Source organism: Nocardioides oceani, from assembly GCF_030412965.1.
Classification (GTDB): domain Bacteria; phylum Actinomycetota; class Actinomycetes; order Propionibacteriales; family Nocardioidaceae; genus Nocardioides; species Nocardioides oceani.
The window spans coordinates 77,422-102,324 of sequence record NZ_JAUHJQ010000005.1 but is presented as its reverse complement, the minus strand read 5'-3'; the positions used below and the strand labels follow the sequence as shown (position 1 = coordinate 102,324).

Annotated in this window: 24 protein-coding genes; 12 read left to right on the top strand and 12 right to left on the bottom strand. The window is 74.8% G+C overall.

The genetic code is table 11. The features are described from left to right. Positions 1-381 precede the first annotated feature (381 nt). Positions 382-1,692: an HNH endonuclease signature motif containing protein gene (locus tag QWY28_RS13635; protein WP_300953100.1), complete on the top strand. Its 1,311-nt coding sequence runs from the start codon at positions 382-384 to the stop codon at positions 1,690-1,692. Positions 1,693-1,802: 110 nt separating this feature from the next. On the opposite strand, the gene QWY28_RS13630 is transcribed toward QWY28_RS13635, so the two are convergent. Then, a complete protein-coding gene (locus QWY28_RS13630; protein WP_300953099.1) occupies positions 1,803-2,180 on the bottom strand; it encodes a DUF1330 domain-containing protein in 378 nt (125 codons plus the stop codon). A gap of 112 nt (positions 2,181-2,292) precedes the next feature. Between QWY28_RS13630 and QWY28_RS13625 the strand changes: the two genes are divergently transcribed. Both QWY28_RS13625 and QWY28_RS13620 read left to right on the top strand, forming a co-directional pair. Continuing rightward, positions 2,293-3,057: a helix-turn-helix transcriptional regulator gene (locus QWY28_RS13625; protein ID WP_300953098.1), complete on the top strand. Its 765-nt coding sequence runs from the start codon at positions 2,293-2,295 to the stop codon at positions 3,055-3,057. 9 nt (positions 3,058-3,066) lie between these two features. After that, entirely contained in the window at positions 3,067-3,267 is a 201-nt protein-coding gene (locus tag QWY28_RS13620; RefSeq protein WP_300953097.1) for a hypothetical protein, read from the top strand. Between the two features lie 4 nt (positions 3,268-3,271). On the opposite strand, the gene QWY28_RS13615 is transcribed toward QWY28_RS13620, so the two are convergent. Beyond that, positions 3,272-4,213: an MBL fold metallo-hydrolase gene (locus QWY28_RS13615; protein WP_300953096.1), complete on the bottom strand. Its 942-nt coding sequence runs from the start codon at positions 4,211-4,213 to the stop codon at positions 3,272-3,274. Between the two features lie 71 nt (positions 4,214-4,284). Here QWY28_RS13615 and QWY28_RS13610 point away from each other — a divergent pair, with 71 nt between their 5' ends. Beyond that, positions 4,285-4,797: an RNA polymerase sigma factor gene (locus QWY28_RS13610; protein WP_300953281.1), complete on the top strand. Its 513-nt coding sequence runs from the start codon at positions 4,285-4,287 to the stop codon at positions 4,795-4,797. Beyond that, positions 4,794-6,776 (top strand): beta-propeller domain-containing protein, encoded by a 1,983-nt coding sequence (locus tag QWY28_RS13605; protein ID WP_300953095.1) that lies wholly within the window; start codon positions 4,794-4,796, stop codon positions 6,774-6,776. The genes QWY28_RS13610 and QWY28_RS13605 overlap by 4 nt, the downstream gene beginning before the upstream one ends. Before the next feature lie 244 nt (positions 6,777-7,020). Here the strand turns inward: QWY28_RS13605 and QWY28_RS13600 are convergent, their stop codons facing one another. Further along, positions 7,021-9,072 (bottom strand): SpoIIE family protein phosphatase, encoded by a 2,052-nt coding sequence (locus tag QWY28_RS13600; protein WP_300953280.1) that lies wholly within the window; start codon positions 9,070-9,072, stop codon positions 7,021-7,023. 167 nt (positions 9,073-9,239) lie between these two features. Between QWY28_RS13600 and QWY28_RS13595 the strand changes: the two genes are divergently transcribed. Next, a complete protein-coding gene (locus QWY28_RS13595; RefSeq protein WP_300953279.1) occupies positions 9,240-10,379 on the top strand; it encodes a zinc-dependent alcohol dehydrogenase in 1,140 nt (379 codons plus the stop codon). Positions 10,380-10,389: 10 nt separating this feature from the next. Beyond that, positions 10,390-10,971, top strand: a complete 582-nt coding sequence (locus tag QWY28_RS13590) for a hypothetical protein (RefSeq protein ID WP_300953094.1) — start codon at positions 10,390-10,392, stop codon at positions 10,969-10,971. Positions 10,972-11,022: 51 nt separating this feature from the next. Here the strand turns inward: QWY28_RS13590 and QWY28_RS13585 are convergent, their stop codons facing one another. Together QWY28_RS13585 and QWY28_RS13580 are read right to left on the bottom strand one after the other, a co-directional pair. Continuing rightward, a complete protein-coding gene (locus tag QWY28_RS13585) occupies positions 11,023-12,576 on the bottom strand; it encodes an MXAN_6640 family putative metalloprotease (protein WP_300953093.1) in 1,554 nt (517 codons plus the stop codon). Between the two features lie 178 nt (positions 12,577-12,754). Then, positions 12,755-14,236 (bottom strand): RNB domain-containing ribonuclease, encoded by a 1,482-nt coding sequence (locus QWY28_RS13580; protein WP_300953092.1) that lies wholly within the window; start codon positions 14,234-14,236, stop codon positions 12,755-12,757. A gap of 17 nt (positions 14,237-14,253) precedes the next feature. Between QWY28_RS13580 and yaaA the strand changes: the two genes are divergently transcribed. Beyond that, on the top strand, positions 14,254-15,033 hold the full coding sequence (gene yaaA, locus QWY28_RS13575; RefSeq protein ID WP_300953091.1) for a peroxide stress protein YaaA: 780 nt from the start codon (positions 14,254-14,256) through the stop codon (positions 15,031-15,033). On the opposite strand, the gene QWY28_RS13570 is transcribed toward yaaA, so the two are convergent. The 5 genes from QWY28_RS13570 to QWY28_RS13550 all read right to left on the bottom strand — a co-directional run bounded on the left by QWY28_RS13570 (position 15,020) and on the right by QWY28_RS13550 (position 19,435). Beyond that, positions 15,020-15,703, bottom strand: a complete 684-nt coding sequence (locus QWY28_RS13570) for a phosphotransferase family protein (RefSeq protein ID WP_300953090.1) — start codon at positions 15,701-15,703, stop codon at positions 15,020-15,022. The two genes, yaaA and QWY28_RS13570, sit on opposite strands and share 14 nt — an antisense overlap. Then, positions 15,697-16,326 (bottom strand): hypothetical protein, encoded by a 630-nt coding sequence (locus QWY28_RS13565; RefSeq protein WP_300953089.1) that lies wholly within the window; start codon positions 16,324-16,326, stop codon positions 15,697-15,699. The genes QWY28_RS13570 and QWY28_RS13565 overlap by 7 nt, the downstream gene beginning before the upstream one ends. A 10-nt stretch (positions 16,327-16,336) precedes the next feature. Beyond that, positions 16,337-17,551, bottom strand: coding sequence for a bifunctional RNase H/acid phosphatase (locus QWY28_RS13560; protein ID WP_300953088.1), 1,215 nt, complete (start codon positions 17,549-17,551; stop codon positions 16,337-16,339). Beyond that, positions 17,548-18,243, bottom strand: a complete 696-nt coding sequence (locus tag QWY28_RS13555; protein WP_439117256.1) for a zinc ribbon domain-containing protein — start codon at positions 18,241-18,243, stop codon at positions 17,548-17,550. Before QWY28_RS13555 ends, QWY28_RS13560 begins: the two co-directional genes overlap by 4 nt. Positions 18,244-18,316: 73 nt before the next feature. Then, on the bottom strand, positions 18,317-19,435 hold the full coding sequence (locus tag QWY28_RS13550) for a Nif3-like dinuclear metal center hexameric protein (RefSeq protein WP_300953086.1): 1,119 nt from the start codon (positions 19,433-19,435) through the stop codon (positions 18,317-18,319). A gap of 40 nt (positions 19,436-19,475) precedes the next feature. Between QWY28_RS13550 and QWY28_RS13545 the strand changes: the two genes are divergently transcribed. Then, a complete protein-coding gene (locus QWY28_RS13545; RefSeq protein ID WP_300953085.1) occupies positions 19,476-19,781 on the top strand; it encodes an antibiotic biosynthesis monooxygenase family protein in 306 nt (101 codons plus the stop codon). 31 nt (positions 19,782-19,812) lie between these two features. Here the strand turns inward: QWY28_RS13545 and QWY28_RS13540 are convergent, their stop codons facing one another. After that, positions 19,813-19,959 (bottom strand): hypothetical protein, encoded by a 147-nt coding sequence (locus tag QWY28_RS13540; RefSeq protein ID WP_300953084.1) that lies wholly within the window; start codon positions 19,957-19,959, stop codon positions 19,813-19,815. Between the two features lie 537 nt (positions 19,960-20,496). Here QWY28_RS13540 and QWY28_RS13535 point away from each other — a divergent pair. Next, positions 20,497-21,144 (top strand): RNA polymerase sigma factor, encoded by a 648-nt coding sequence (locus QWY28_RS13535; protein ID WP_300953083.1) that lies wholly within the window; start codon positions 20,497-20,499, stop codon positions 21,142-21,144. Then, complete coding sequence (locus QWY28_RS13530) at positions 21,141-22,142, top strand: CU044_5270 family protein (RefSeq protein WP_300953082.1); 1,002 nt, start codon at positions 21,141-21,143, stop codon at positions 22,140-22,142. Before QWY28_RS13535 ends, QWY28_RS13530 begins: the two co-directional genes overlap by 4 nt. On the opposite strand, the gene QWY28_RS13525 is transcribed toward QWY28_RS13530, so the two are convergent. After that, entirely contained in the window at positions 22,139-23,671 is a 1,533-nt protein-coding gene (locus QWY28_RS13525) for an AMP-binding protein (protein WP_300953081.1), read from the bottom strand. The two genes, QWY28_RS13530 and QWY28_RS13525, sit on opposite strands and share 4 nt — an antisense overlap. 109 nt (positions 23,672-23,780) lie before the next feature. Here QWY28_RS13525 and QWY28_RS13520 point away from each other — a divergent pair, with 109 nt between their 5' ends. Continuing rightward, positions 23,781-24,890: a baeRF2 domain-containing protein gene (locus QWY28_RS13520; RefSeq protein WP_300953080.1), complete on the top strand. Its 1,110-nt coding sequence runs from the start codon at positions 23,781-23,783 to the stop codon at positions 24,888-24,890. Positions 24,891-24,903: the final 13 nt, after the last annotated feature.

Genomic DNA, 24,903 nt, shown 5'->3' with positions numbered 1-24,903 from the left:
CTCGCGGATCACGCGTTGGTTGAGCAGCGAGCGCCAGCGAGCGTGTCGAAACCCCCGGCAGCCGACCTCCGACCTGCGGGCCGCGGGTGGTTGCGGTCCTTGGCGTCTACGGGGCCGGGTACGCCGTGGTCGCGGTCCACTGCCGGCCCGCTGACCACGCGCTGGTTGAGCAGCGAGCGCAAGCGAGCGTGTCGAAACCCCCGCCAGCCGACCTCCGACCTGCGGGCGGTGGGTGGTTGAGGTCCTTGGCAGCTACGGGGCCGGGTACGCCGTGGGTTGCGGTCCGCTGCCGGCTTTCTGGCCGCCGCCCTCGGCCACATCCGTCGCGAAGAGCTGTGCACCGACCATTGCTATCGAACACGCGTTCGAGTAGAATGAGGCATGGCCCTGACCGCGACGCTCGAGCACCCGCTGGACACCCCAGCCGACGTGCTGAGCCTCGCGCGCCAGGAGCAGAAAGCCGCGAACGCCGCTGAGGCCCGACTCCTCGAGGCAGCCGTCCAGTGGTGCGTGCTGCACCCCGCGGAGTCGTTGGACGAGGCAGCGACCTGGTCGGTGTTTCGAGGGTTCGGCGACAAGCCCGTCTGCCTCGCCGGCGAGGGTGGTCCGTTCGTGACCGAGTTCGCGGTCGTGGAGTTCGCTGCCGGTCTCGGGAAGTCGGAGGACGCCGGCCGCGCGTACCTGGCCGAGGCGTTGGAGCTGCGCTACCGCCTCCCGAGACTGTGGAAGAAGGTCACCGACCTCGACCTGCCCGCGTGGAAAGCCCGCTCGCTGGCCCGCCGCACGCTGCACCTGCCGAAGAAGGGCGCTGCGTTCGTCGACACCCACGTCGCGCCGGTCGCCTCGACCATCGGGCCGGCTGCCCTGGAGCGGCTGCTGGAGGAGGCGCTGGTCCGGTTCGACCCCGAGGAGGCCGAACGCGTCGCGACCGAACGCGCTGAGGCCCGGCACGTGACCATCCAGTCCCGCCAGGTCTCCTTCGACGGACACGTCGACGTCTGGGCCACCCTCGACCTCGCCGACGCCCTCGACCTCGACGACGCACTCACCAAGGGCGCCGCCCGCTTGGAGGCACTCGGCTGCACCGACACCCTCGACGCCCGCCGGTCGGTTGCGCTGGGCGACATGGCGCGGCGCCAGCTGAGCCTGGAGTTCGACACCGACCCCAAGCCCCTCGTGGTCCACGTCCACCAGCACCCCGACGGGGCCCTGGATCCGCTCACCCGCGTGGAGAACACGCGCGGGTTCGTGCTCACCAGCCAGCTGGCCGACTGGTGCACAAGAGCCGCCCGCAGTGACGCCGGCAAGACCATCACCGTCAAGCCGATCGTCGACCTGGCCGAGCGCATCCACGTCGAGGCCTACGAGGTCCCCGACCGGCTCTCGACGCAGGCCCGGCTCCGCGACCACCACTGCGTCTTCCCGTGGTGCACCCGACCCGCCCACGCCAACAGCAAGGTCGACGACGACCACGTCGTACCCCACTCGAGGGGCGGCCCCACGGCGACCGAGAACATCGCGCCCCTCTGCCGCAGGCACCACCGCGCCAAGACCCACGCCGGTTGGTCACAGCAGTCACCAGCGCCGGGGACCTACGAGTGGCGCAGTCCGACCGGCCTCACCTATCGCGTCGACCACCGAGGCACCCACGACCTCGGCCCCGAGCCGCCACCCGGTCCTCCCCAGCCATAGCCACCCAGCCCGCACCCCGCCGAAGCGAGCAGTCGGCGGGGCACAGGCGTGCCCGCGCGTCGTCGGCTCGTGGACCGACGTTCGGCCTTGTGCGCGGCGGACGAGCCCGCTCAGGCGGTGGCGCCTCGACCGACGAGCTCGTCGAGCTTGTGGGTGGCGCGGTAGCCCACGGGGACGCCCTGGACGACGCAGGCGATCGAGGAGGAGTTCTCCGTGCGGAGCGGAAGGATCGCCTGGTAGGCCGGCGAGGCGTACCAGTCCTGCGCCGTCCGGACGTCGGGGAACTCCAGGACCACGACGTCGCCGTCCCACGTGCCCTCGAGCGGCGTGAGGGCGCCGCCGTGCACGAGGAACCGACCGCCGTACGGCGCCATCGACTCGTCGATGCGTTGGAGGTAGTCGATGATCGCCGGCCCGACGCTGACGTCGCGGAGGTAGGCCACGGCGTAGGCGCGAGCCGTGCGCGGGTCGGTCTCGGTGGTGTGCATGTCGGTCTCCTGTCGTTCGGGGTGGGCGTCGATGACACCGCGGTGGAGGTGACGGCGTCGATGACGTCGGAGGTCATGGCGGGACCGGCGTGCCGCCGCTAGCGTCGGGAGGGTGAACGCGCCGGCGGGAGCCCTGATCCGCCAGTGGCGGGAGCGACGGCACCTCTCCCAGCTCGGCCTGGCCAGCCGCGCGGACGTCTCGACGCGTCACCTGAGCTACATCGAGACGGGGCGGAGCCGGCCGACACCCGCGATGGTCCTGCGGCTCTGCGCGCACCTCGACGTGCCGCTGCGTGAGCAGAACCGCGTGCTGCTGGCCGCCGGCCACGCCCCCGCGCACCCCGAGCACCGCCTGGGCGACCCGCCGATGGCGGAGGTGAGCGCGGCCGTGGAGACGATCCTGCGGGCGCACGAGCCCTACCCGGCGCTCGTGCTGGACCGGCTCTGGGACCTGGTGTCGGCGAACGACGCGCTCTACGCGTTGCTCGGCGACCTCGACGACGACGTCCTCGCGCCTCCGGTGAACGTCATCCGCCTGTCGCTGGACCCGCGGGGGCTCGCGCCCCGCATCGTGAACCTCCCCGAGTGGCGTGCCCACCTCGCCGAGCGCCTCCGGCGTGAGCACGAGGCGAGCGGGGACGCCGGGGTCGGCGCACTGCTCGAGCTGGCCCGCGACGGCCGGGTGGACCCCGCACCGGCGGCGTCGCTCGTCGTGCCGCTGCGGCTGCGGGTCGGGGCCGACACGGTGCTGTCCCTGATCTCGACGACCACGGTCTTCGGCACCCCGCGCGAGGTGACCCTCTCCGAGCTGGCGATCGAGGCGTTCTTCCCGGCCGACGAGCCGACCCGCGCGATCCTCGAGGGGCGGCGTCCGTAGGCTCGCGGCATGACCGAACGCCGACTCGTCCTGGTCCGGATCACCGCGGCGGAGATGCCGACCGCAGGCACCGCGACGGCCTTCGAGCTTCCCGACAGCGTCCTGACGATGCTCGACGACGGCTGGACGGTGCTCAACCACACGACCGGCTTCCCGGACCTGTCCGGGGACATGGTGGTCTCGCTCTACTGCGAGCGCGCCGCGGACTGAGCGGTCAGCCGGGCAGCCCCGACCAAGGATCCTCGCGCCGCCACAGCGTCGGCAGGTGCACGGTGACGCCGTCGGCGGTGGCGAGCCGGTCGAGCGTGCGGATGGTGACGTCGAGGTCGTCGCCGGCGTACGGCAACGCGCGCAGCGGCCGGTCGAGCGGCCGGAAGAAGTCGTCCCAGTGGGTCAGCACGACGCGACGCGCGCCGACGGCGCGGACGGTGTGCTCCCAGTACGCCTCGAGGTACGCCGTGGGCTGCACGCCGAGCTGCCCGACGCCGAGGTAGACGACGTCGGCCCGGTGGCCGGCGAGCGACCCGGCGACGTACCCCGCGCTCCCCTGCACCAGCGCGGTCCGCCCGGACGGGACGTGGGTGAGCAGGATCGACCACGCCTCACCACAGCGGTACGCCGCCGCGCGGGCCGGCGGCACGACGGGTGCCTCGATGGTGCCCGGGAAGCGGTCGGGCGGGCAGTGGGCCGATGCCACGAAGGCCAGCGTGAACGAGCCGCAGGTGAGCGTGTCGCCGGACGAGACGACGCGGACCCGGTCGGGGGCGAGCCCGCCGCCGCGACCGACGTTCGCGGTGGAGGTGCCGCCGACGAGCAGCGCGCCGGTCCGCTCGGCGACGACGGCGGAGTCGAGCGCGTGGTCGTAGTGGCTGTGCACCGGTACGACCGCCTCGAGCCGGTCGACCCCGGCGTCGCCGAGCGCGCGGGCCAGCGCGGTGTCGATCCGCGCGGGATCGGGGGCGATCCGGCCGATCCCCACCTGCAGCAGCCCCGGCCGGGAGAAGAAGCCGTCGGTGAGCACCGCGGAGGTGCCGTCGGAGACCAGCAGCGTCGAGACGCCGAGGAACGTCACCCCGAGCACGCCCTCCGCCGCGGGCGGAACGTCGTGGCGGGAGGCGTGCCGGTGCAGGTCGGGTCGTCCGGGCTTGAGGCGCACCCCGGCACGCTAGTGCCAGGAAGTCCGGGTCGGACGGAACCGCGCTCGCCCCGGGCCGCGTCTACCCCGTGATGGACGAGACGGAGTTCGCGGCGTACGCCGACGAGGCGTGGCCGACGCTGGTGCGGGCGGCGGTCTTCCTCGGCTGCTCGCTCGCCGACGCCGAGGACGCCGCGCAGTCCACGCTGGTCAAGTGCTTCCGGTCGTGGGCGAAGGTGACCGGCGCCGACAACCGGGAGGCCTACGTCTACCGGATGCTGGTCAACACCGTCCGCGACAGCCACCGCCGTCCCTGGCGTCGCGAGCGCTCCCACGCGGACGTGCCGCACGACCGCACGGGCCGCGGGCACGACCCCCACGGCGCGGTCGAGGTGACCGACGCCGTGCACCGCGCGCTCGGCGGGCTGAGCAAGGTCAACCGCGACGTGGTGGTGCTGCGCTACTTCGTCCAGCTCACCGAGGCCCAGACCGCCGCCGCGCTCGACGTGGCGCCCGGCACCGTCAAGAGCCGGCTCTCCCGGGCGCTGGCCCAGCTCGCGACCGACCACCACCTCGCCGACCTGACCGGGAGGACCCACCCGTGACCGACCTCGAGCGCCTCTGGGACGACGTGCCCGTCGGACCCGCCCCCACCGACCGCATCCTCCGCGCCGCCCGCCGCGAGCAGCGCGGGTCCCGCCGGCGTCCCCTGCTCCGCTCCGCCGGCACGGTGGTCGCCCTCGGTGCGCTGGCCGCAGCCTTCGTCGCGGGCACCCAGGTGAGCGGTGGGCCGCAGGACCCCGGGCCGGGCACCCCGGGCGCGGACGACCGCGGCAGCGTCGCCGAGTTCTCCGGCGCCCTCGTCGCGGCCGGCTCCTGCGAGGTGCTGCTCGAGCACTACGTGGACGCCGGACAGGCGCTCGTGGGCCCCTGGGGCTGGGACACCTACCCCGTCCTCACCCGGCTGACCAGGGACTTCGCGGGAGTGGCGCGGGCTGCCTCCCCCCTCCCCGCCGTGTCCGCGAAGGTGACGCGCGCGACCAGCAGCGACACCGGCACCAACGTCCAGGAGGCCGGCGTCGACGAGCCGGACCTGGTCAAGACCGACGGCGAGGTGCTCTACCGCCTCAGCCGCGGCCTGCTGACGTCGTACGACGTCACCGGACCGGAGGTCGAGCGCATCGCCTCGGTCGCCCTGCCCGGGATGACCGAGGCGGAGATCCTCCTGGCCGGCGACACCGTCGTGGCGGTGGCCCCCTCCCGGGTCCTCACCGTCGACGTGGCGGACCCGGCCGCCATGCAGGCGGGCACGCGCGTCGACCTCACCTCGCCGGTCGTGAGCGCGCGCCAGCACGGGGACGACCTCCGGCTGGTCGTCTCGACCGGGTTGCCGGAGCTCGACTTCGTCCGGCCGGACCGTCGTCGCGGCGTCACCGCCGCCGAGGCCGAGCGGCGCAACCGGGCGATCGTCGCCGACACCACCGTCGCCGACTGGCTGCCCCGGGCCTCGGTGGACCGCGGCCCCGAGGAGCAGCTCTCCGACTGCGCCGACGTCGCCGTCCCGAGCACGACCGCGCCGCTCGGCACGACCACCGTGCTCGGGTTCGCCGCGAACGACGTCGCCGCGTGGGACGTCACCGCCGTCGCGGCCGACGCCTCGACGACGTACTCCTCGACCGACCACCTCTACCTCGCCACCTCCGGCGCCGGCACGGACCCCTGGGCCTGGGGGTGCGCCACCTGCACCAGCAGGCGGATGGTGCTCCCCGCTGGCGACGGGACGACGCAGGTCTTCGACTTCGCGCTCGACGGCATCGGCACGCGGTACGCCGGCGCCGGGCGCGTCGACGGCGCCCTCCGTGACCGCTGGGCGATGGACGAGGTCGACGGGGTGCTCCGGCTGGCCCTCTCCCCCACCTCCGAGACCGGGCCGGGCAACGCGGTGGTGACCCTGCGCCGCGAGGGCGAGGAGCTTCTCGAGGTCGGGCGGCTCGACGGCATCGCCCCGCGCGAGGACATCACCGCCGTCCGGTGGTTCGACGACCTGGCCGTGCTCGTGACCTTCCGCCAGGTCGACCCCCTGCACACGATCGACCTCTCCGACCCGGCGCGGCCGCGGGTGCTCGGCGAGCTGAAGATCCCTGGGTTCAGCTCCTACCTCCACCCGCTCGGCGAGCGCCGCATGCTGGGCATCGGCCAGGGCCTCGTCCCCGGACCGCGTGGCAGCCGCGGCTGGGGCGCCCAGGCCGGCCTCTTCGACGTCACCGACCTCACCGCCGTGCGCCGTCGGGACACCGTCGACTACGCCCCCGGCTCGTACGCCGGCGCGTCGGCCGACCCGCGCCAGCTGACCTGGCTGCCGGGGCGCCGGACGGTGGTGACCGTCGTCAGCCGCGGGCGCACCGGGTACGTCTCGGTCCTCCGGCTGGCCGACGGGCGGATGACCAACGAGATGGTCCTGGCCGAGCGCGGGAGCGACGTCGACGCGGTCCGACTGGTGCCGCTCGCGGACGAGCGGGTGGTGCTCGTGACCGACGACGACGCGTCGAACCTCGACCTCGACGGGCCGGCCGGGACGGGGTGACCGAGCGCCCGGACCAGCTCTCGTGGAACGCCCGGACGGGGCCCGGACAGAGCCCTCTTTAGATCACCTACCTGCGGGTGGGTATCCATCGACCGCTGAGGGTTACGGGACCCACGTCCGACGCCGCCAGCGAGGGTGAGCCTCACCCTTCTGCGGCGACGTCGGCGCCGGCGCGGCTCGGGGGCCGGCATGGGGTCCCCGGGTCGCGCCCCGCATCGGTCGGTGCCCGGACGCGAGCCGCCGCTCAGCGCAGGTGGACGGCGACCAGCGCGACGTCGTCCTCGCGGCGGGACGGCAGCATCCGGAGCAGCAGCTCGTCGCTGAACGACTCGAGGTCGCGCTCCTCGCGGACCAGCGCCCCGAGCCGCTCGGCGAGCAGCGCGAGGCCGACGTCGATCGACTGGTCGCGACGCTCGACCAGGCCGTCGGTGTAGAGCAGCACCGTCGCCCCCCGGCGCAGCTCGACCACGGACTCGGCGCGGTCGGGGTCGGGCTGCAGTCCGAGCAGCAGGCCGGCCTCGTCCTCGGCGAGGAAGTGCACCTGCCCGTGCTCGTCGACCACGACCGGCGGCGGGTGGCCGGCGTTGGACCACCGGACCCGGGTGGTGCCGGGCTCGGCGCCGGGCTCGAACCGCACGATCGCGGCGGTGGCGGTCGTCGCGAGGTCGAGCACCTCGATCGCCTCGTCGACGCCGTGGAGCACGGCGGCCGGTCCGTCACCGGTGTGCACCGCGATGCCGCGCAGCAGGCTGCGGATCTGCCCCATGGCGGCCGCGGCGGCGACGTCGTGGCCGACCACGTCGCCGATGACGACGACCGTCGAGCCGTCGGCCTGGCGGAACGCGTCGTACCAGTCGCCGCCGACCTGCGCGGCCTGGGCGGCCGCCTCGTAGCGCACGACCACCTCGAGCGTCTCGGACTCCGGCGGCGCGGTGAGCATGCTGCGCTGCAGGGCGGCGGCGAGGTCGCGCTGCTCGGCGTAGAGCCGGGCGTTGTCGACGTGCACGCCCGCGCGGACGGCGACCTCCTGCACGAGCGCCAGGTCGTCCTCGTCGAAGGTCGCGCGGTCGGCGCCGCGGAAGAGCGAGACGAGCCCGACGGTGCGGCCGCGGCCGCGCAGCGGGACGATCACCGCGGAGCCGGGCTCGAGCTGCTGGACGAGCGCGCGGGCCTCCCCCGGCGCGAGCACCCGCTCGATCGCGGCGGTCGCACCGGACGAGACGAGCAGGGCCTCCTCGGCGGCCAGGGCGCGGGCGACGAACGAGGCGTCGGTCAGCGACGGGATCCGCATCTCGGCGTACCGGTCGAGCATCGGCCGGCGCGCCGCGTCGCGGTGCCACCACCCGACGTCGCGCAGCCGCTCGCGCCAGCCGCCGCGGGGCGCGTCGGAGACGAGCGTGACCACGCACCAGTCGGCGACCTCGGGCACGAGGACCTGGGCGAGCCGGCCGACCCCGACCTCGGGGTCGAGGGTGCTGGTGAGCGCCTCGGAGGCCGCGGCGAGCAGCGCGGTGCGCCGGCCGTCGCGCGCCAGCAGCAGCTGGGCGGCGTGGCGGTCGGTGACGTCGTTGAAGTAGACCGACAGCCCGTCCGGCGTGGGCCAGGCCCGCACCTCGTACCAGGCGTCGAGGGGGGCCGGGTAGTAGGCGTCGAACGTCACCGGCTCACCGGTCGCGGCCGCCGCCCGGTAGTGGCGCTCGAAGTCGCCGCCCACGGCAGCAGGGAACAGCTCCCACAGCACACCGCCGACCAGGCGCTGGGTGACGTTGCCGAGGAGCCCGTGCGCGACGCGGTTGGCGTAGGTGAAGCGCCACTCGTGGTCGAGGTGGAAGAACGCGGTGGGCATGGCCTCGAGCACGCGTTGCACGCGGGCCTCGCCGTCCTGCACGGCGGTGTTGTCGAAGGCGGCGCCCAGCAGCCGGGCGGCGCGCCCGTCGGGACCGGGCACCGCGCGGCCGCGCGCGACCACCCATCGGGTCTCGCCGTCGGGGCGCAGCACGCGGTACTCCGCGGCGTACTCCCGGCAGCCCTCGATGGCGAGCGCCTGGGCCGCCTGGACGCGTGGCAGGTCCTCGGGGTGGACGGCGGCGTCGAAGGACTCGATCGTGCCGCTGAAGGTCGCCCGGTCGAGGCCGAAGACCTCGAGCACCCGGTCGTCCCAGCGCAGCTCACCGGTGAGGAGGTCCCAGTCGAACGCGCCGATCCCGCTGGCCGCGACGGCGACCTCCCAGCGCAGCCGGTCGGTGTCCTCGTCGAGGGCAGGCGTCGCACGCCCCTCGGCCGTGCTCGACCGCATCTCCACCACGCCACCCTCGGGACTCGTCGACGAGCGATCGTCCCACGAAGCGGCCCGCCCCCGTGACCGAACGGCGCAACCCGGCCCGGTCCTGTCTGCCGGTCCCGGCAGGCGGGTACCCCGCCGCCACCCCACCCCCCGTCGACAGGAGCACCACCGTGCGAGCGATGGTCTACCGCGGCCCCTACCGCGTGCGCGTGGAGGAGAAGCCCGACCCGCGCATCGAGCACCCCAACGACGCGATCGTCCGCGTCACCCGCGCCGCGATCTGCGGGTCCGACCTGCACCTCTACCACGGGATGATGCCGGACACCCGGGTCGGCCACACGTTCGGCCACGAGTTCATCGGCGTGGTCGAGGAGATCGGCTCCTCGGTGCAGAACCTGCAGGTCGGCGACAAGGTGATGGTGCCGTTCAACATCTTCTGCGGGTCCTGCTTCTTCTGCGCCCGCGGCCTCTACTCCAACTGCCACAACGTCAACCCGAACGCCACGGCGGTCGGCGCGATCTACGGCTACTCCCACACCACCGGCGGGTACGACGGCGGGCAGGCCGAGCTGGTCCGGGTGCCGTTCGCCGACGTCGGCCCCTCGGTCATCCCCGACTGGCTCGACGACGAGGACGCGCTGCTGATGACCGACGCGCTCGCGACGGCGTACTTCGGTGCCCAGCTCGCGGAGATCGCCGAGGGCGACACCGTCGCCGTGCTGGGCGCCGGCCCGATTGGGCTGTACGCCGCGCGGAGCGCATGGCTGATGGGCGCCGGGCGCGTGGTGGTGATCGACCAGCTGCCCGAGCGGCTGGAGAAGGCGCGCACCTTCGCGCACGCCGAGACGATCAACTTCACCGAGGTCGACGACGTCGTCCTGGAGATGAAGAGGCAGACGGACCACCTCGGCTTCGACGCCGTCATCGACGCGGTCGGCGCGGAGGCCGACGGCAACATGACCCAGCACCTCACCTCCGCCCGGTTCAAGCTCCAGGGCGGGTCGCCCGTCGCGCTGAACTGGGCGATCGACGGGGCCCGCAAGGGCGGCGTGATCTCGGTGGTGGGCGCCTACGGGCCGATGTTCAGCTCGGTGAAGTTCGGCGACGCCCTCAACAAGGGGCTCACCCTGCGGATGAACCAGTGCCCCGTGAAGCGCCAGTGGCCGCGGCTCCTCGAGCACGTCAGGAACGGCTACTTCAAGCCCAGCGACATCGTCACGCACCGCATCCCGCTCGAGCACATCGACGAGGCCTACCACCTGTTCTCGGCCAAGCTCGACGGCTGCATCAAGACCGTCATCATCCCCGACGCGAGCTGAGAGGACCGTCATGGAGCGCACCGACACCGAGCACCCGCCGGTCTACACCCACCGCAAGCCGCCGCTGCCCGAGACGCCCGAGCAGCTGCGGGCCCGCATCCCCGGATGGGGCGCCGACCTCGACCCGGCCGACCGGCCGTCGTACCCCCGCGAGGTCGCCGCCGACACCGGCGCCCACTGGGACCTGCCCGAGCCGCAGCCCGAGCACGGCGAGCGGGAGCGCTCGATCGAGCACGGGATGCTGACCCCTGTCTTCGGCACGGCGCAGCCGCTGCACGGCCTCTCCGGGGCCGTCCGGCGCTACGCCTACCGCCGGCACAGCGAGGGCAAGGCGATGCACTGGCTGCTGCTCCTCGCCGCCGACCGGGTCGACGTCACCGAGCACGTCGTGCGGTCCTTCGCCACCCTGCGGCCCGATAACCCCGTCACCGAGACCGGCATCCGCGCCGAGCTGCGGCACGGCGGCTCGCGGTTCGGCCAGGGGCGCTCCGACATCCGCCACCAGGCGATCGACCCGGTCGTCAACGGTGCGCCGTGGGTGGCCGGCGCGCTCGGCGCGGCCTGGGCGGTACGCCGCCTGGTGCGCCGCTGACGCGCTCCCCTGGTGAGCAGCCGGGTGGGGCCGCCGGTCAGCGGCCGGCGGTCAGCGGCCGGCGGTCGCCCGGACCCGGAACTCGCGCCCGTCGTCGAGCGGGAGGCCCATGCACGCGAACGACGTGGCCTGCCAGCAGCGGTAGCGGCTGCTCGTGTTGGCCAGCGTGACCTCCACCCACGCCGTCGACCCGAACGGCACCCGCAGGGTGGCGTCGCCGTCGCGGTCGGTGCGCACGAGGCGGGTCCGCACCGACCCGCCGCGCGGCTTGCTGGTCACCACGGCCGTGCCGCCGCGGGCGGCGGACGGCAGGTCGAGCTGCAGCGAGAGCCGCCCGGAGCGCGGCACGCCCGCACCGGGGCGGACGCGGATGGTGGAGGCGGCGAGGTGGTCCAGCCGCAGGGAGCCCCAGCCGGTGGACGCGCCCCGCCCGAGGACCGCCCGGTCGGCCAGCGGCGCGTTCGGGTAGTCGTTGGCCCGCCCCTCGGCGTACGTCGTGCGGGCCCGGCGGTTCTCCGCGGCGAAGCGCGCGAACGCCGCGCGCAGGCTGGTGCCCCGCTTGCGCAGGACCCGGTCGACGGCCTGGACCGACCAGCGGTCCGGGGCGCCGCGGCTGCCGTCGGCCTGGCGCCACACGTCGCGGACGAAGGTGGGCAGGCCGCCCTTGGCGCGCGGGAAGCGCTCGGTCAGGTGGCGGAAGAACACCCAGCCGCCGTACATCTGCAGGCCGCCGGAGACGTCGAGGGACGCGCGCGGCTGGCTCAACGGGGACTGGCCGAGGTACTGCACGTTGTCGTCGACGTCGGTGTAGAGCTCGTCCTCGGCCCAGGTCGCGGTCGCCTCGAGCAGCCAGCTGTCCTCGGCGGCGTCGTAGCCGTACTGGACGGCGTGGAAGTACTCGTGGGCCGCAGTGACGCGCAGGTTGTCGAGCGGGTTGTTCTGGGGGAACTGCGCGGGGTCGTAGTCGTTGTCGAGGACGCAGTAGGCCCACACGTCGAAGGGACCGCCGGAGGGGATGTCCTCGTCGGAGGTGCAGTAGCCGTAGATCGCCTGGCTGCCGATGTCGGCGAGGTAGACGTCGGGGCGCTTGTCGCCGCCCAGCGAGCCGTCGCCGTTCGGCGGCCGGTAGCCGGCGCGGACGTAGGTGCGGTGGACCTTGGTCAGGACCGCGAGCGCGCGCTCGACGTAGTCCGGCCGCCCGTCGGTGTCGGCGTCCGCACTCGGCACGGCGTGCCGGCCGCTCTCGACCCAATGGACGCACACGGCGGTGCAGGCCCGCTGCGGGTCGGCGAAGAGGCCGTAGCCGTCGGGGTCGAGCGGGCCGTCGGTGGGCCGCGCCAGGATGCGGTCGGCCGCCGCGCGGTCGGAGCCCGTGAGCCGCGACCGCTGCAACGCGAGGTCGCGCAGCGCGATCGTCACCTCGCGGCCGTCACCGGCGAGCGCGTCCTGCGCGGAGGCCAGGGCGGCGCGCGCCGACTGGACCTCGCGGGTCGCGACCGGGGTCCGGCGGTCCCCGTCGGCGCCCGCGGGCACCACCCCGACGCCGGTCAGGCCGACGAGGAGGACGAGCAGCGCTGCGAGCCGGGCGGGCGGGCGAGGGAGCACGGGGCCTCCGATGTCGGTCGGGCGTCACCGGTGCGCCCGAGCGTCGTTGAGCCTGCCACAGCCGACGAGCCCCGGGAGGGCAGATGACGTCACCGCAGGACGAGGGATCAGACCTGTGGTCCTACACCGTGACCTGCGTGGTGGTGCTGTCGTTGATCGTGCTCCTTCAGGTGCTGCGCTACGCCTGAGCCGCGTCCTCGACCAGCTCGAAGGCGACCCGGCGCGACTCGACGTCGGCGGTCACGAGCCGGACGCGTACGTCGGTCCCGAGCGGCAGGTCCTCGGTCGCGGTGACCCGCGCCTCGACGGCGACGGCCTCGACCGCGACGTCGCCCGCGCGCGGGTCGTCCTCGTCGACGTCGACCACGACGCCGGCGAACACCTCGCCGACCCGGGGCGCGAGCACGCCGGCCTCGACGAGGTCGACGACCGCGCGCTGGTAGCGGTTGCCGCGCTGGCCGGACCCCTGGAGCGTCGCGGGCAGGCCGGGCAGCCGCTCGCGGACCCAGTCCGGCACCTCCGTGCCGGCGCACAGCGCGAGGCAGACCTCGCCGGCGTACCGGTCCCCCAGCCGCCGCAGCGGCGCGGTGACATGGGCGTACTCCGAGGCGAGCGCCGCGTGCAGCGGCTGCTCGGGGACCTCGCCGTCGAGAGCGACGTACCCGCTCCCCCGCAGCAGCCGGGTCGAGGCCACCACCATCGCCGCATGGTGGGGAAGCTCGGGGTCCAGCGACCGGATGAAGTCGGGGTAGAGCTGCTCGGCCGGCCACTCGATGCCGAGCGCGCGGGCGGTGCGGTGGAGCCGCTGCACGTCGCGCGGGTCCGGCGGCGGCAGGGTGCGGAGCAGCCCGACGCGGGCGTAGACCATGAGCGAGGCGGCCGCGAAGCCGGTGAGCAGCGAGATCTGCGCGTTCCACTCCTCGACCGGCAGCTGGCGGCGCAGCTCGAGGCGCCAGTGGTCGCCCTCGATGTCGATCTCCTGCTCGGGCAGCGGCAGCGACACCCCGCCGCGGGCCGCCTCGCGGGCCATGCGGAGCCGACCGACCTCGCCGAGCAGCACGAGCACCTCCTCGGCGGTGCCGTCGTCGACCGCGGCCTGCGCCTCGACGTACGTCAGCCGGCGCCGCGAGCGGACCAGCGCGCGCTCGACGTGGACGGCCGTGCCCTCGCCCTGGGCGTCGACGCGGATCGTCCACAGCAGGGCCGGCCGGACCTGGTCGGGCAGCAGGGAGCCGGCGTCCTCGGAGATCACCTTCGGGTGCAGCGGGATCTTGGAGTCCGCGCCGTAGAGCGTCTCCCCGCGCCGGTGGGACTCCTCGTCGACCGGGTCGCCGGGGCTGATGAACGCGTGCAGGTCCGCGATCGCGTAGTGGACGACGTACCCGCCGTCCGCGTCCCCCTCCGGCGCGCGCTCGATGTGCAGCGCCTGGTCGAGGTCCATCGAGCCCTCGGGGTCGATGGTGACGAACGGCAGGTCCGTCCGGTCCAGCTCCGGGAGGCGCGGCGCGGCGGCCGCGCGGGCGGCTGCCTCCTCGACCTCGGGCGGGAAGTCCGGCGTGACGCCGAGCTCCTCCCGGATCGCCTCGATCCCCTCCCGCAGGCGGGCGGCCGCCACCCCGTCCTGCCTCGTGCGGACCCGGACCACGCGGTTGCTCGGCATGCTCGTACCTTAGGCCGGTGCTGATCCTGCTCCCGCCGAGCGAGGGCAAGACCGCCCCGCGCCGAGGCGCACCGCTCGACCTGGCCGGGCTCTCCTCGCCGGTCCTCACCGACGCCCGGGAGCGGGTGCTGACCGCGCTCGTCGGCCTCTGCTCCGGCAACGCGGCCGAGGCGGTGACGGTGCTCGGGCTCGGCCCCTCGCAGGCCGACCTGGTCGAGCGGAACGCGCTGCTGCGCGACGCGGCGACGGCGCGCGCGGACCGGGTCTACTCCGGCGTGGTGTACGACGCGTTGGACGCCACCACGCTGAGCGCGGGCGCGAAGCGGCGTGCCGGCACGCGGGTCGCGGTGGTCTCCAGCCTGTTCGGGATGGTCCGCCTCGGCGACCGGGTCCCGGCGTACCGCCTCTCCGGCGACGTCTCGCTGCCCGGTCTCGGCCCGGTGGCCGGCGTGTGGCGCGAGGCGCTCGCACCGGCCGTCGCCGAGGCGCTCGGCCGGGGGTTGCTGGTGGACCTGCGCAGCACGACGTACGTCGCGTTCTGGCGGCCCGAGCGGGACCTCGCCGCCCGCACCGCGACGGTGCGCGTGCTGCACGAGGTCGGTGACACGCGGAAGGTCGTCAGCCACTTCAACAAGGCCACCAAGGGCCGGATCGTCCGGGCGCTGCTGGAGGACGGCCGCGACCCGCGCACGCCGGCCGCGCTCGCCGAGGTGCTGCGCGACCTCGGGTGGACCGTCGAGGTCGGCGAGCCCACCGCGAAGGGCACCCAGCTCGACGTGGTCGTCAGCGAGCTGTAGCGGCCTGCTCGGCCCTGACGCCGGCGAGCTTGTCGAGGATCCCCACGACGACCGTCGCCAGCTCCCAGCGCGAGCGCTCCGGCTGGGCGCGGTAGATCTGCTCGTAGCTGATCGCCTGGAAAGCCGCCTCGACCGCCCGCACGCGAGCCCAGGCGGCATCGACGTCGACCCCCGGGTACGCCGCGCGCCACGCCTCGGCGTACGCCTCCCACACCGCGGTCCGCGCCTCCTCGCCGCCCGTCTCCGCGGCGCTGTCGGCGAGGTGGCGGGCGTCGAGGAACGGGTGGGTCAGGCAGGCGTCGGTCCAGTCGTAGAGGACCGGCCGGGTGCCGTCCCAGGAGACGTTGCCCAGGTGCAGGTCGCCGTGCGCGAGCGTGTCGGGCAGGCCGGCCGACCACAGCGTCCGGCACTGCTCGACGAGCCACGGCTCCAGCTCGACGGCGGCAGCCTGCTGCTCCTCGCTCATCCACGCCCGCTCGACGCTGTCGCGGCACACCGTCCGCAGGCCCGCGACCGTCGCCTCGAGACCACGGTCGGGGAGCCCTGCGCTCCGCAGGTCCGCGGTGTGCCCGAGCGTCTCGAGCTGCAGGCGGGCCAGGGCGCGGGCGACCACCGGCGCGTCCTCGGCCGGGGTGGCGTCCTCGGCGCGCGGCAGCGGCTCCATCAGCATCCAGGACCGGTCGGCTCGACGGCGAGCACGCGCGGGAGCAGGTCCGGGGCGAGGCCGGCGACCGCCTGCGTCAGGGCCGGCTCGTCGTGGAAGCCCGGGCACGTCGCCTTGAACCACAGCTCGCCCGCCTCGACCGGCAGCCGCAGGACCGCCGAGAGGCTCCACACCTTGACCGGTTCGGGGTCCCCGGACCGGGCGTGGCCGTGCAGCGGGAGCACCTCGTCGAGCCACGCGGTCACCTGCTCCCGCCAGCCCGGGAGCCACCAGGCCGAGCGGCCGTCGTCGGGCGCGCCGTCGAGGCGCTCGGCGACCGCACGGCGCAGCCCGGCCTCCTGCCCCGGGCGGAGCCCGAGCGGGGTGAGGTCGTCGAGCGGCCACCAGGTCGCGTCGCTCCGGTCGGTGCCCCCGTCGCCGACGAGCACGTTGGTGATCGTGCCGTCGTCCTCGCGCCACGGCGGCCCCGCGACGAACGCGCCGGGGTCGCCGACCGCAGCGACCAGGTCCCGGTGGTCGGGCCACCGGTGCTCGAGCGCGACGAGGCGCGGACCGGCCTCGGTCGGGACGGTCAGGACCCGGGTGAGGGTCGGGTCCAGCAGGGCGACCTGGTGGTGGCGGGCGAGCACCCGCGGTTGTCTACCAGCGACCGAGCTCGTCCACCACGCCGTTTCCGGGCGGGAGGGCGTTGTAGAGCCGCATCGAGCCGCGCCGGCCGCGGCCGTCGGGCTCGGGGTAGAACGACAGCACCGTCACCGACGCCGGCGTGAGCTCCATGCGGAACACCGCGTCCAGCGGCGCCTGGACCGCGTGCGCGACGAGCGTCTTGATCGGCGTGACGTGGCTGACCACCACGACCGTGCGGCCGGCGTGGGCGTCCAGCACGCGGTCGAGCCCCGCGAGCACCCGCTCCTCGACGGCGCGGAACGACTCGCCCCCGCCGGCTGGGACGTCGAGCGAGCCCAGCCAGGCGTCGAGGCCGGCCTTGTCCCGCTCGGCGACCTCGCCGAAGGTCAGCCCGTCCCACGAGCCGAACTCCATCTCGGCGAAGCCGGGCTCCTCCTGCAGCGGGCGACCCAGGACCTCCGCGACGATCTCGGCGGACTCCCGGGTGCGGCGTACCGGGCTCGCGACGACGGCGTCGACCCGCTCGGCCAACGGGCTGAGCCAGTCCGCGGTGGACCGGACCTGGGCCCGGCCCTCCTCGCTGAGCCCCGGGTTGGCGCTGGCGAGCCCGCCGGAGAACCGCTTCTCCTTGGTGTGCGCGGTGACGCCGTGGCGCACCAGCACGAGCGTCGTCGGCGCGCCGGTGCCAGCCGACCAGCCGCGTGCCTGCGACTGGACGGAGGCGGGCGGGTCGCCCGCGGCGGCCGCGTCGGGGCTCTCGATCTCCTCGATCAGCGAGTCCTCGTCGGGCTCTTCCCCCGCGACCGTCACGCCCGAGCGGAGACCGTCGAGCGCCTCGTTCGCGAGCCGGTCGGCGTGGGAGTTCCGGGCGCGCGGGACCCAGGTGTACGTCGTGCCGGCCGGTGCGAGCTGCTTGGCCTCCGCGGCCAGCGGCTGCATGTCGGGGTGCTTGATCTTCCAGCGGCCCGACATCTGCTCGACGACGAGCTTGGAGTCCATCCGGACCTCGACCGTCGCGCCGGGTGCGTGCTCGACGGCGAGCCTGAGGCCGGCGATCAGGCCGGAGTACTCCGCGACGTTGTTGGTCGCCCGGCCGATCGTCGTGCCGTCCTCGGCGATGACCGCACCGGTGGTGGCGTCCTTGAGCACGGCGCCGTACGCCGCCGGGCCGGGGTTCCCGCGCGACCCGCCGTCGGCCTCGACGACGACCGAGTCGTGGTGCGTCACAGCCCCGACTCGGGCGTGCGCACGAGGATCCGCGAGCACTCCTCGCACCGGACGACCTGGTCGACCGGGGTGCGCGCGATGACCGCGAGCTCGGCGTTGTCCAGCGTCAGCCGGCAGCCGCCGCACTGGCGGGCGCGCAGCTCGGCGGCGCCGACCCCGCCCTTGCTGGCCCGCAGCTTGTCGTAGAGGGCGAGGAGGTCGGTGGGGACGCCCTCGACCTTCGCGCCGCGGCCGCCCTCGACGGTCGCGAGCTCGGCGTCGATCTCGGTGAAGCGGCGGTCGCGCTCGGCGGCCAGCGCCGCCAGCCGCTCGTCGTGCGCCCGGAGCTGCTCGTCGAGGTGGGCCAGCGCGCGCTGCGCCTCCTCGAGCTTCTCCATGACCTCGAGCTCGTCGTCCTCCAGCGACCCGATCCGGCGCTCGAGGGACTCCAGCTCGCGCTGCATCCGCTCGAGGTCCTTGGGGTTGCTGACCAGTCCCTGGTCCATCCGGTCGCGGTCGCGGGTGCGGCGCGTGCGGACCGCCTCGACGTCGGCGTCGACCTTGGCCTGCTCCGCGGTCAGGTCGTCGACGAGGATCCGAGCGTCCCGGGCCTGGTCGTCGACGCCCTTCCGGCTGGCCTCGAGGTCGGCGATCTCGGCGAGCTCGGGCAGGTGGGACCGCTGGTGGCGCAGCTGGTCGAGCCGGGCGTCGATCTCCTGGACCTCGAGCAGCGCGAGCTGGGCGGCGGGGTCGGCTTTCAGCGGAACACTCCTTGTTCAGATGGGGTCAGGCGCGGAAGGTCCACGGGTCGGTGGACGTCGTGCTCACGCGGGTGCTCACCGTACCGCCCAGGGCCGCCTGGAGCCGCCTCTCGAGCACCGGCAGCCAGGTCCACTCCGCCGCCCAGTGCGCCACGTCGACCAGCGCCGGGCCGCCGTGCTCCAGGAACTCGGCCGCGGGGTGGTGACGCAGGTCGCTGGTCACGTACACGTCGACGTCGCTCCCCCGGACCCGGTCCAGCAGGAAGTCGCCGGCCCCGCCGCAGAGCGCCACGCGACGTACCTCCCGGTCGGGGTCGCCGCCCACGCGCACGCCGTGGGCGGTCGCCGGCAGTGCGTCGCGGACCCGCTCGGCGAACGCCCGCAGGGTCATCGGCGCGACCTCGCCCACCCGCCCGGTGCCGGTGGTCGCGGTCCCGGGGTCGGCGACCTCGACGACGTCGTACGCCGGCTCCTCGTAGGGGTGCGCCGCGAGCAGCGCCCGGACGACCGCCGTACGCCGCCCGCGCGGCAGGACCACCTGGATGCTCACCTCGTCGACCACCTCGGCTCGCCCGACCTCGCCGATGGTCGGGTCCGCGCCGGGCAGCGGCCGGAAGCGGCCCTCCCCCGCGCTGGTGAACGAGGCCTGGTCGTAGTCGCCGAGCTGCCCGGCCCCGGCCTCGGCGAGCGCGGCGCGGACCGCGTCCGCGCTGTCGGCCGGCGTGAACACCGTCAGCCTGTCCAGCGGCGCGGCCGGCGCCGGCACCAGCGGGCGGAGGTCGGTGAGGCCGAGCGCCAGCGCCATGGACTCCGAGACCCCGCCAACGGCCTGGTCGGCGTTGGTGTGCGCCGCCAGGAGCGCGCACCCCGCGCGGCTGAGCGTGGTCAGCGTGCGGCCCTTCGGCGTCTCCGTCGTGAAGCCGTGCACGGGCTTGAGGAACAGCGGGTGGTGCGCGACGAGCAGGTCGGCGCCCCACGCGGCGGCCTCGTGCGCGACGAGCTCGGTGGGGTCGACGGCGAGCATCACCTTCGCCACCGGCGCCGCCAGGTCGCCGTGCACGAGGCCGACGGCGTCCCAGGCCTCGGCGGTGGCCGGCGGGTACCACGTGTGCAGCAGGTCGACGACGTCCTTCAGGGCGGGCACCGCGTCAGGCTATCGCCGGGCCCTCCCTAGGCTCGGGACCATGCCCGTCGTGAAGATCAACGCCATCTCCGTCCCCCCGCAGGCCGGTCCCGAGCTCGAGAAGCGGTTCGCCGCCCGCGCCGGCGCCGTCGAGGGCACGCCCGGCTTCCTCGGCTTCCAGCTGCTGCGCCCCGTCGCCGGCGAGGACCGCTACTTCGTGGTCACGCACTGGGAGGACGACGCGTCGTTCGAGGCCTGGCGCGACGGCGACGCCCGTGCCGCGCACGCCGGCGCCCCCGCCGGTGGCCCGGTCTCCACCGGCGCCTCGCTGCTGGAGTTCGAGGTCGTCCTCGACGTCCGCGGCTGACGCCTCTGCCGTCGACCGGGGTCGTCGCGCGCTACTGCGCGTCGTCCTCCGGCACGGTGTCCCCGCCGGGCCCGTCGCCCACGATCGCCCGCTCGTGCCCGGTCGACTCCTCCGCCGACTCGTCGGCGACCTCCGAGAGGTCCAGCGGCGACAGGTCCTCGTTGCTCTGCTCGGTCATGGCCCGCCGGTGCCCCGCGCCCCGCAGGTGATCCGCCGCCGTCGCCGGACGACCCCCGCGGTCGAGCAGCGAGCGCCAGCGAGCGAGTCGAAACCCCGTGAGCCGACAGCGACCCCCCGGCCCCGGGTCGCGCTTCACGGCCCACCCCCGCCGGTTGAGCAGCGAGCGCCAGCGAGCGTTGTCGAAACCCCGTGAGCCGACAGCGACCCCCCGGCCCCGGGTCGCGCTTCACGGCCCACCCCCGCCGGTTGAGCAGCGAGCGCCAGCGAGCGTTGTCGAAACCCCGTGAGCCGACAGCGACCCCCGGCCCCGGCTCGCGGCTCGCGGCCGACCCTCCGCCGGTTGAGCAGCGAGCGCCAGCGAGCGTTGTCGAAACCCCGTGAGCCGACAGCGACCCCCGGCCCCGGCTCGCGGCTCGCGGACGACCGCCGCCGGCCTAGGCTCCACGGGTGCTCGCACGGCCGGCCCCCGCAGGGCGACGCTGCCCAGGACCGGGCGAGGCGTGAACCCGCAGGCGTCCAGCGGGCAACAGAGGTCGTGATCCCCATCGATCCCGTGCGCTCGGACGCCCAGATCATCGCCGCGTCGGTGGTGGACCCGTCCGAGTTCGGTGACCTGTACGCACGGCACGGGCCGGCGATCCACCGCTACCTCGCCCGTCGTCTGGGCGTCGACATCGCCGACGACCTCACGGCCGACACCTTCACGACGGCGTTCCGGGTCCGCGACAGGTTCGACGCCGCCCGGGCGCCGCACGCCCGGCCGTGGCTCTACGGCATCGCCAGCAACCTCGCAGCCCGGCACCGGCGAGCCGAGGTCCGGGCGCTCAGGGCGCTGGCCCGGACCGGCGTCGACGAGGTCGCGGACTCCTGGGTCGAGCGGGCCGACCAACGGCTGGCCGCCGAGGCACTGAGCCGGCCCCTCGCGGAGGCGCTCGCGTCCCTCTCCCCGGGCGACCGGGACACGCTGCTGCTGGTGGCGTGGGCCGACCTCACCTACGACGAGGTCGCCCAGGCCCTGCGCCTCCCGGTCGGCACCGTCCGCTCCCGGCTGCACCGCGCCCGCCGCAAGGTGCGCGAGGCCGTCGCCGACCACGTTCCCGGACGCCCGCCCGACGTGCCCGCGACCGCCCCCGACGCCGCCCCGACCTCACTCCCGCTCGACTCCCAGGAGACCCGCTCATGAGCGACCTCGACCTCGTCCGGTCCTTCCGCTCGGACGCCCCGGCGGAGCACCCCCTGCCCCCGATCGACTTCGCCGCCGCCGGCACCGCCGGCACCGCGGCCGCCGCCGTCGAATCCGCCCGCCGGGGCCGGACCACACCGTGGCTGGCGGCTGCTGCCGTCGTCGTGGCCACGGGCACCCTCGTGGCGCTCCAGTCCGGGCCCGCCGCGCCGCCGAGCCGAGCCGCCGCGCTCCTCGAGCGGGCCGCGACCACGGTCAAGGCCGCCGGCGCACCTCGTCCCGGCGACCGGCAGTGGCTCTACTACTCCACGGCTGCCACCACCGCCCCGGGCGTCCCGTTCGACCCGGATCCCGCGCTGCGGGGCTACGGGTGGGTCACCTTCGACGGCAGCAGGTACGCCGACGCGTCCTCCGACGACCTGTCGGACGTCTCCGTCGCCACGGTCGAGCCGGAGCTGCTCGCACGGAACGCGACGCCCGAGTCCGACTACGACGCCGCAACGGCCCTGCCCTCGGCGCCGGACGCGCTGCTCGACGCCCTCGCCGACAGCGAGCTCGCCGACCCCGACGGCGACTCGGCGGCCGCCCGCGACTTCGACGCCGTCGCCGACGTCCTCGCCCGACGCCTCCTGCCCTCCCCCACGCTGGCCGACCTGTTCCGGGCGCTGGCCACCATCCCGGGGGTCGACGTCGACCTGGACGCCCCGCCGGACCTGCTCGGTCGCGCCGTCGTCGCCATCACCTTCGAGGGCGATGGCGCCGACGGCATGCGCGTCCGCTCGGAGCTGCTGCTCGACCCGACGACGTACGCGTTCCTGGGGTCCCGCACGACCGCGCTCGAGGCGGGCGAGGTCTGGGCGGGCCAGCACGTCGTGGAGCCGGGCGAGGTCGTCGAGGACCGGGCCGTGGTCGGACCGATCCTGGTCGACCGGCCGGGCGACGTCGTCGACCCGTTGACCGGCGAGGTCACCCCCGCGGCCGACCGACGGCGGGGCTAGTTGACCTGGCGCTCCTGGGACTGCCAGTACTCCGCGCGCAGCTTGAACTTCTGCAGCTTGCCGGTCGCGGTGCGGGCGAGCTCCTCGCGGAACTCGACCGACGTCGGCGCCTTGTAGCCCGCCGCCTTGTCCTTGCACCAGGCGATCAGCTCGGCCTCGGTGGCCGACGCGCCCTCGGCGAGCACGACGAGGGCCTTGATCGTCTCGCCCCACTTCTCGCTGGGGACGCCGATCACGGCGACCTCCGCGACCGCGGGGTGGGAGAACAGCACGTCCTCGACCTCGATGGAGGAGACGTTCTCGCCGCCGGTGATGATCACGTCCTTCTTGCGGTCCGAGATCGTCAGGTAGCCGTCGTCGCCGATCGTGCCGCCGTCGCCGGTGTGGAACCACCCGCCGTCGAGCGCTGTCGCGGACTCCTCGGGCTGCTCCCAGTAGCCGTCCATGACGACGTTCGACCGGGCGAGCACCTCGCCCTCGGGCCCCGTCGAGAGCCGTACGCCGAGGGCGGGCGCGCCGGCCCGCACCAGCTTGGCGGCGCGCTCCTCGGCGGAGAGGTCGTCCCACTCCGCGCGCGTCCGGTTGACCGTCAGGAGCGGCGAGGTCTCGGTGAGGCCGTAGATCTGGATGAACTCCCAGCCCAGCTCCTCCTCGACCCGCGCGACCGTGCGCGTCGGCGGCGGTGCGCCGGCGACGATGATCCGGACGCGGTCCCGGCCGGGCACCTCGCCCTCCCACGTCGGCAGCGCGTCGAGGACCGCGGCGACGACGGCCGGCGCGGCGCACATGACGGTCACGCCGTGGTCGCGCACGCGACGGAGGATCTCCGCGCCGTCGATCTTGCGGATGACGACCTGCTTGATGCCCAGGCCGGTCGTCGCGAACGGCATGCCCCAGCCGTTGGCGTGGAACATCGGGAGGGTGTGCAGGTAGACGTCGCGGTCGGTCAGGCCGGCGTGCAGGCCGAAGGTGACCGCGTTGACCCAGATGTTGCGGTGGGTGATCTGCACGCCCTTGGGCCGGGCGGTCGTGCCCGAGGTGTAGTTGATGCACGCCGTCGCGCTCTCGTCGGGCTCCCACGCCCGCGGCGTCGCACCGGGCGCGGCGTACAGGTCCTCGTCGTGGCCGAGCGTGAACCGGTGCTCGGCGACGACCCCGCCGAGCGCGTCCTCGAGCTCGGGGTCGACGTAGAGCGCGCGGGCGCCGGAGTGCTCGACGATGTAGCGCACCTCGTCGGGGCGCAGCCGGAAGTTCACCGGCACCAGCACACGGCCGGACCCGGCGACCCCGAAGAACGAGCCGAGCAGCCGGGCGCTGTTGTGGCTGACGACCGCCACCCGCTCGCCGACGCCGATGCCGAGCTCGTCGAGGTGCGCGGCCTGGCGCGCGGCGAGGTCGCCGAGCTCGCGGTACGTCGGCGTGCCCAGCGACGGCGCAGGCTGCTGCGGCTCGTCGACGACGGCGGTGCGGTCGGGGTAGACCGTGACCGCTCGGTCGATGAAGTCGGAGACGCTGAACGGGACGAGCACGGGACCTCCAGAGCGGACGCGTACGACGTGGCGTGGGCCACTCTAGGCCGGTGCCGTCGGGCACGGTCGGCCGCCGTATCCGGCAGCGGCGGCGGGGAACCGTCGACCCATGGACACCACCGACTTCAGCAAGATCAAGCAGGCGGCCGGGCCCTTCGCCACCGCGTTCGTCGACGTCAGCCACGGCACCGAGAACGGCGAGCACGAACACGAGCTCCGGGTGCGTGCCGCCGCCGACCAGTTGCGCGAGCAGGGCGCCGACGACGCCGTCGTCGAGACGGTGACCCGCGTGCTGTCCGAGCCGGCCGACCAGCCGGCGCCGGTCGGCCGGCTCGTGGTCGCCAATGCCGACGGCGTGGTGCTCGAGGAGGTGGCCTCGGTCCAGGTCGACCAGCCGGTCGCGACGTGGGGCCCGCTGCCGGACCTCGCCGCCTGGGTCGAGCACCGGGACAGCACGGTGTCGTTCGTGCTGGCGGTCGTCGACCACACCGGTGGCGACGTGGCGGTGCACGTCTCCGACGTGCCGACGGCGCTGGAGGAGCAGAGCATCGAGGTCGACGACCAGCGCGCCGACGACATCAACAAGGTCTCGGTCGGCGGGTGGGCCCAGAAGCACTACGAGCTGCGAGCCGAGAACGCCTGGCGCGACAGCGCCGAGGAGGTCGTCGACGCGATCACCTCGCACGTCCGCGCGGGCCACCGCCTGGTGCTGCTCGCCGGCGACCCGCAGTCCAAGGGCATGGTCAAGGACAAGCTCGAGGGCTCGCCCGCCGAGGTCGTCGAGCTCAGCAGCGGCCAGCGCGCCGAGGACGGCGGCGACGAGGCGCTGCAGCGGGCGATCCGCGAGGCGTTGATGGAGCAGGTCGTCCAGCGCCGGCTCGGCGCCGTCCACGAGCTGCGCGAGCGGCTGGGTCGCGGCGAGGCCGTCGCCAGCGGGATCGACGACGTCGCGGACGCCTTCGTCCGCGGGCAGGTCGACACCCTCCTGCTCGACCCGACCAAGGCCGCGGAGGTCGAGCTGGACCCGTCGAAGTACGAGGGACTCCACCTCGGCGACGGCGTCCCCGCCCAGCCGCTGCGCGCCGACCAGGCCCTGATCGCCGCCGCGGTCCTCACCGACGCCTCGGTCACCGTGAGCCCCCACCAGGCGATGGGCGGTGAGCCGGTCGCCGCGCTCCTGCGCTGGGACCAGCCGACCGTCGGCAGCCAGGACTCCTGAACACCCCCCACGA

Coding starts and splice junctions, on each gene's coding strand:
- QWY28_RS13595 (WP_300953279.1), top strand. CDS start 9,240: ATGGTCTACCGCGGCCCCTACCGCGTGCGCGTGGAGGAGAAGCCCGAC.
- QWY28_RS13630 (WP_300953099.1), bottom strand. CDS start 2,180: ATGCACACCACCGAGACCGACCCGCGCACGGCTCGCGCCTACGCCGTG.
- QWY28_RS13620 (WP_300953097.1), top strand. CDS start 3,067: ATGACCGAACGCCGACTCGTCCTGGTCCGGATCACCGCGGCGGAGATG.
- QWY28_RS13610 (WP_300953281.1), top strand. CDS start 4,285: ATGGACGAGACGGAGTTCGCGGCGTACGCCGACGAGGCGTGGCCGACG.
- QWY28_RS13545 (WP_300953085.1), top strand. CDS start 19,476: ATGCCCGTCGTGAAGATCAACGCCATCTCCGTCCCCCCGCAGGCCGGT.
- QWY28_RS13520 (WP_300953080.1), top strand. CDS start 23,781: ATGGACACCACCGACTTCAGCAAGATCAAGCAGGCGGCCGGGCCCTTC.
- QWY28_RS13570 (WP_300953090.1), bottom strand. CDS start 15,703: ATGCTGATGGAGCCGCTGCCGCGCGCCGAGGACGCCACCCCGGCCGAG.
- QWY28_RS13580 (WP_300953092.1), bottom strand. CDS start 14,236: ATGCCGAGCAACCGCGTGGTCCGGGTCCGCACGAGGCAGGACGGGGTG.
- QWY28_RS13540 (WP_300953084.1), bottom strand. CDS start 19,959: ATGACCGAGCAGAGCAACGAGGACCTGTCGCCGCTGGACCTCTCGGAG.
- QWY28_RS13600 (WP_300953280.1), bottom strand. CDS start 9,072: ATGCGGTCGAGCACGGCCGAGGGGCGTGCGACGCCTGCCCTCGACGAG.
- QWY28_RS13635 (WP_300953100.1), top strand. CDS start 382: ATGGCCCTGACCGCGACGCTCGAGCACCCGCTGGACACCCCAGCCGAC.
- QWY28_RS13530 (WP_300953082.1), top strand. CDS start 21,141: ATGAGCGACCTCGACCTCGTCCGGTCCTTCCGCTCGGACGCCCCGGCG.
- QWY28_RS13590 (WP_300953094.1), top strand. CDS start 10,390: ATGGAGCGCACCGACACCGAGCACCCGCCGGTCTACACCCACCGCAAG.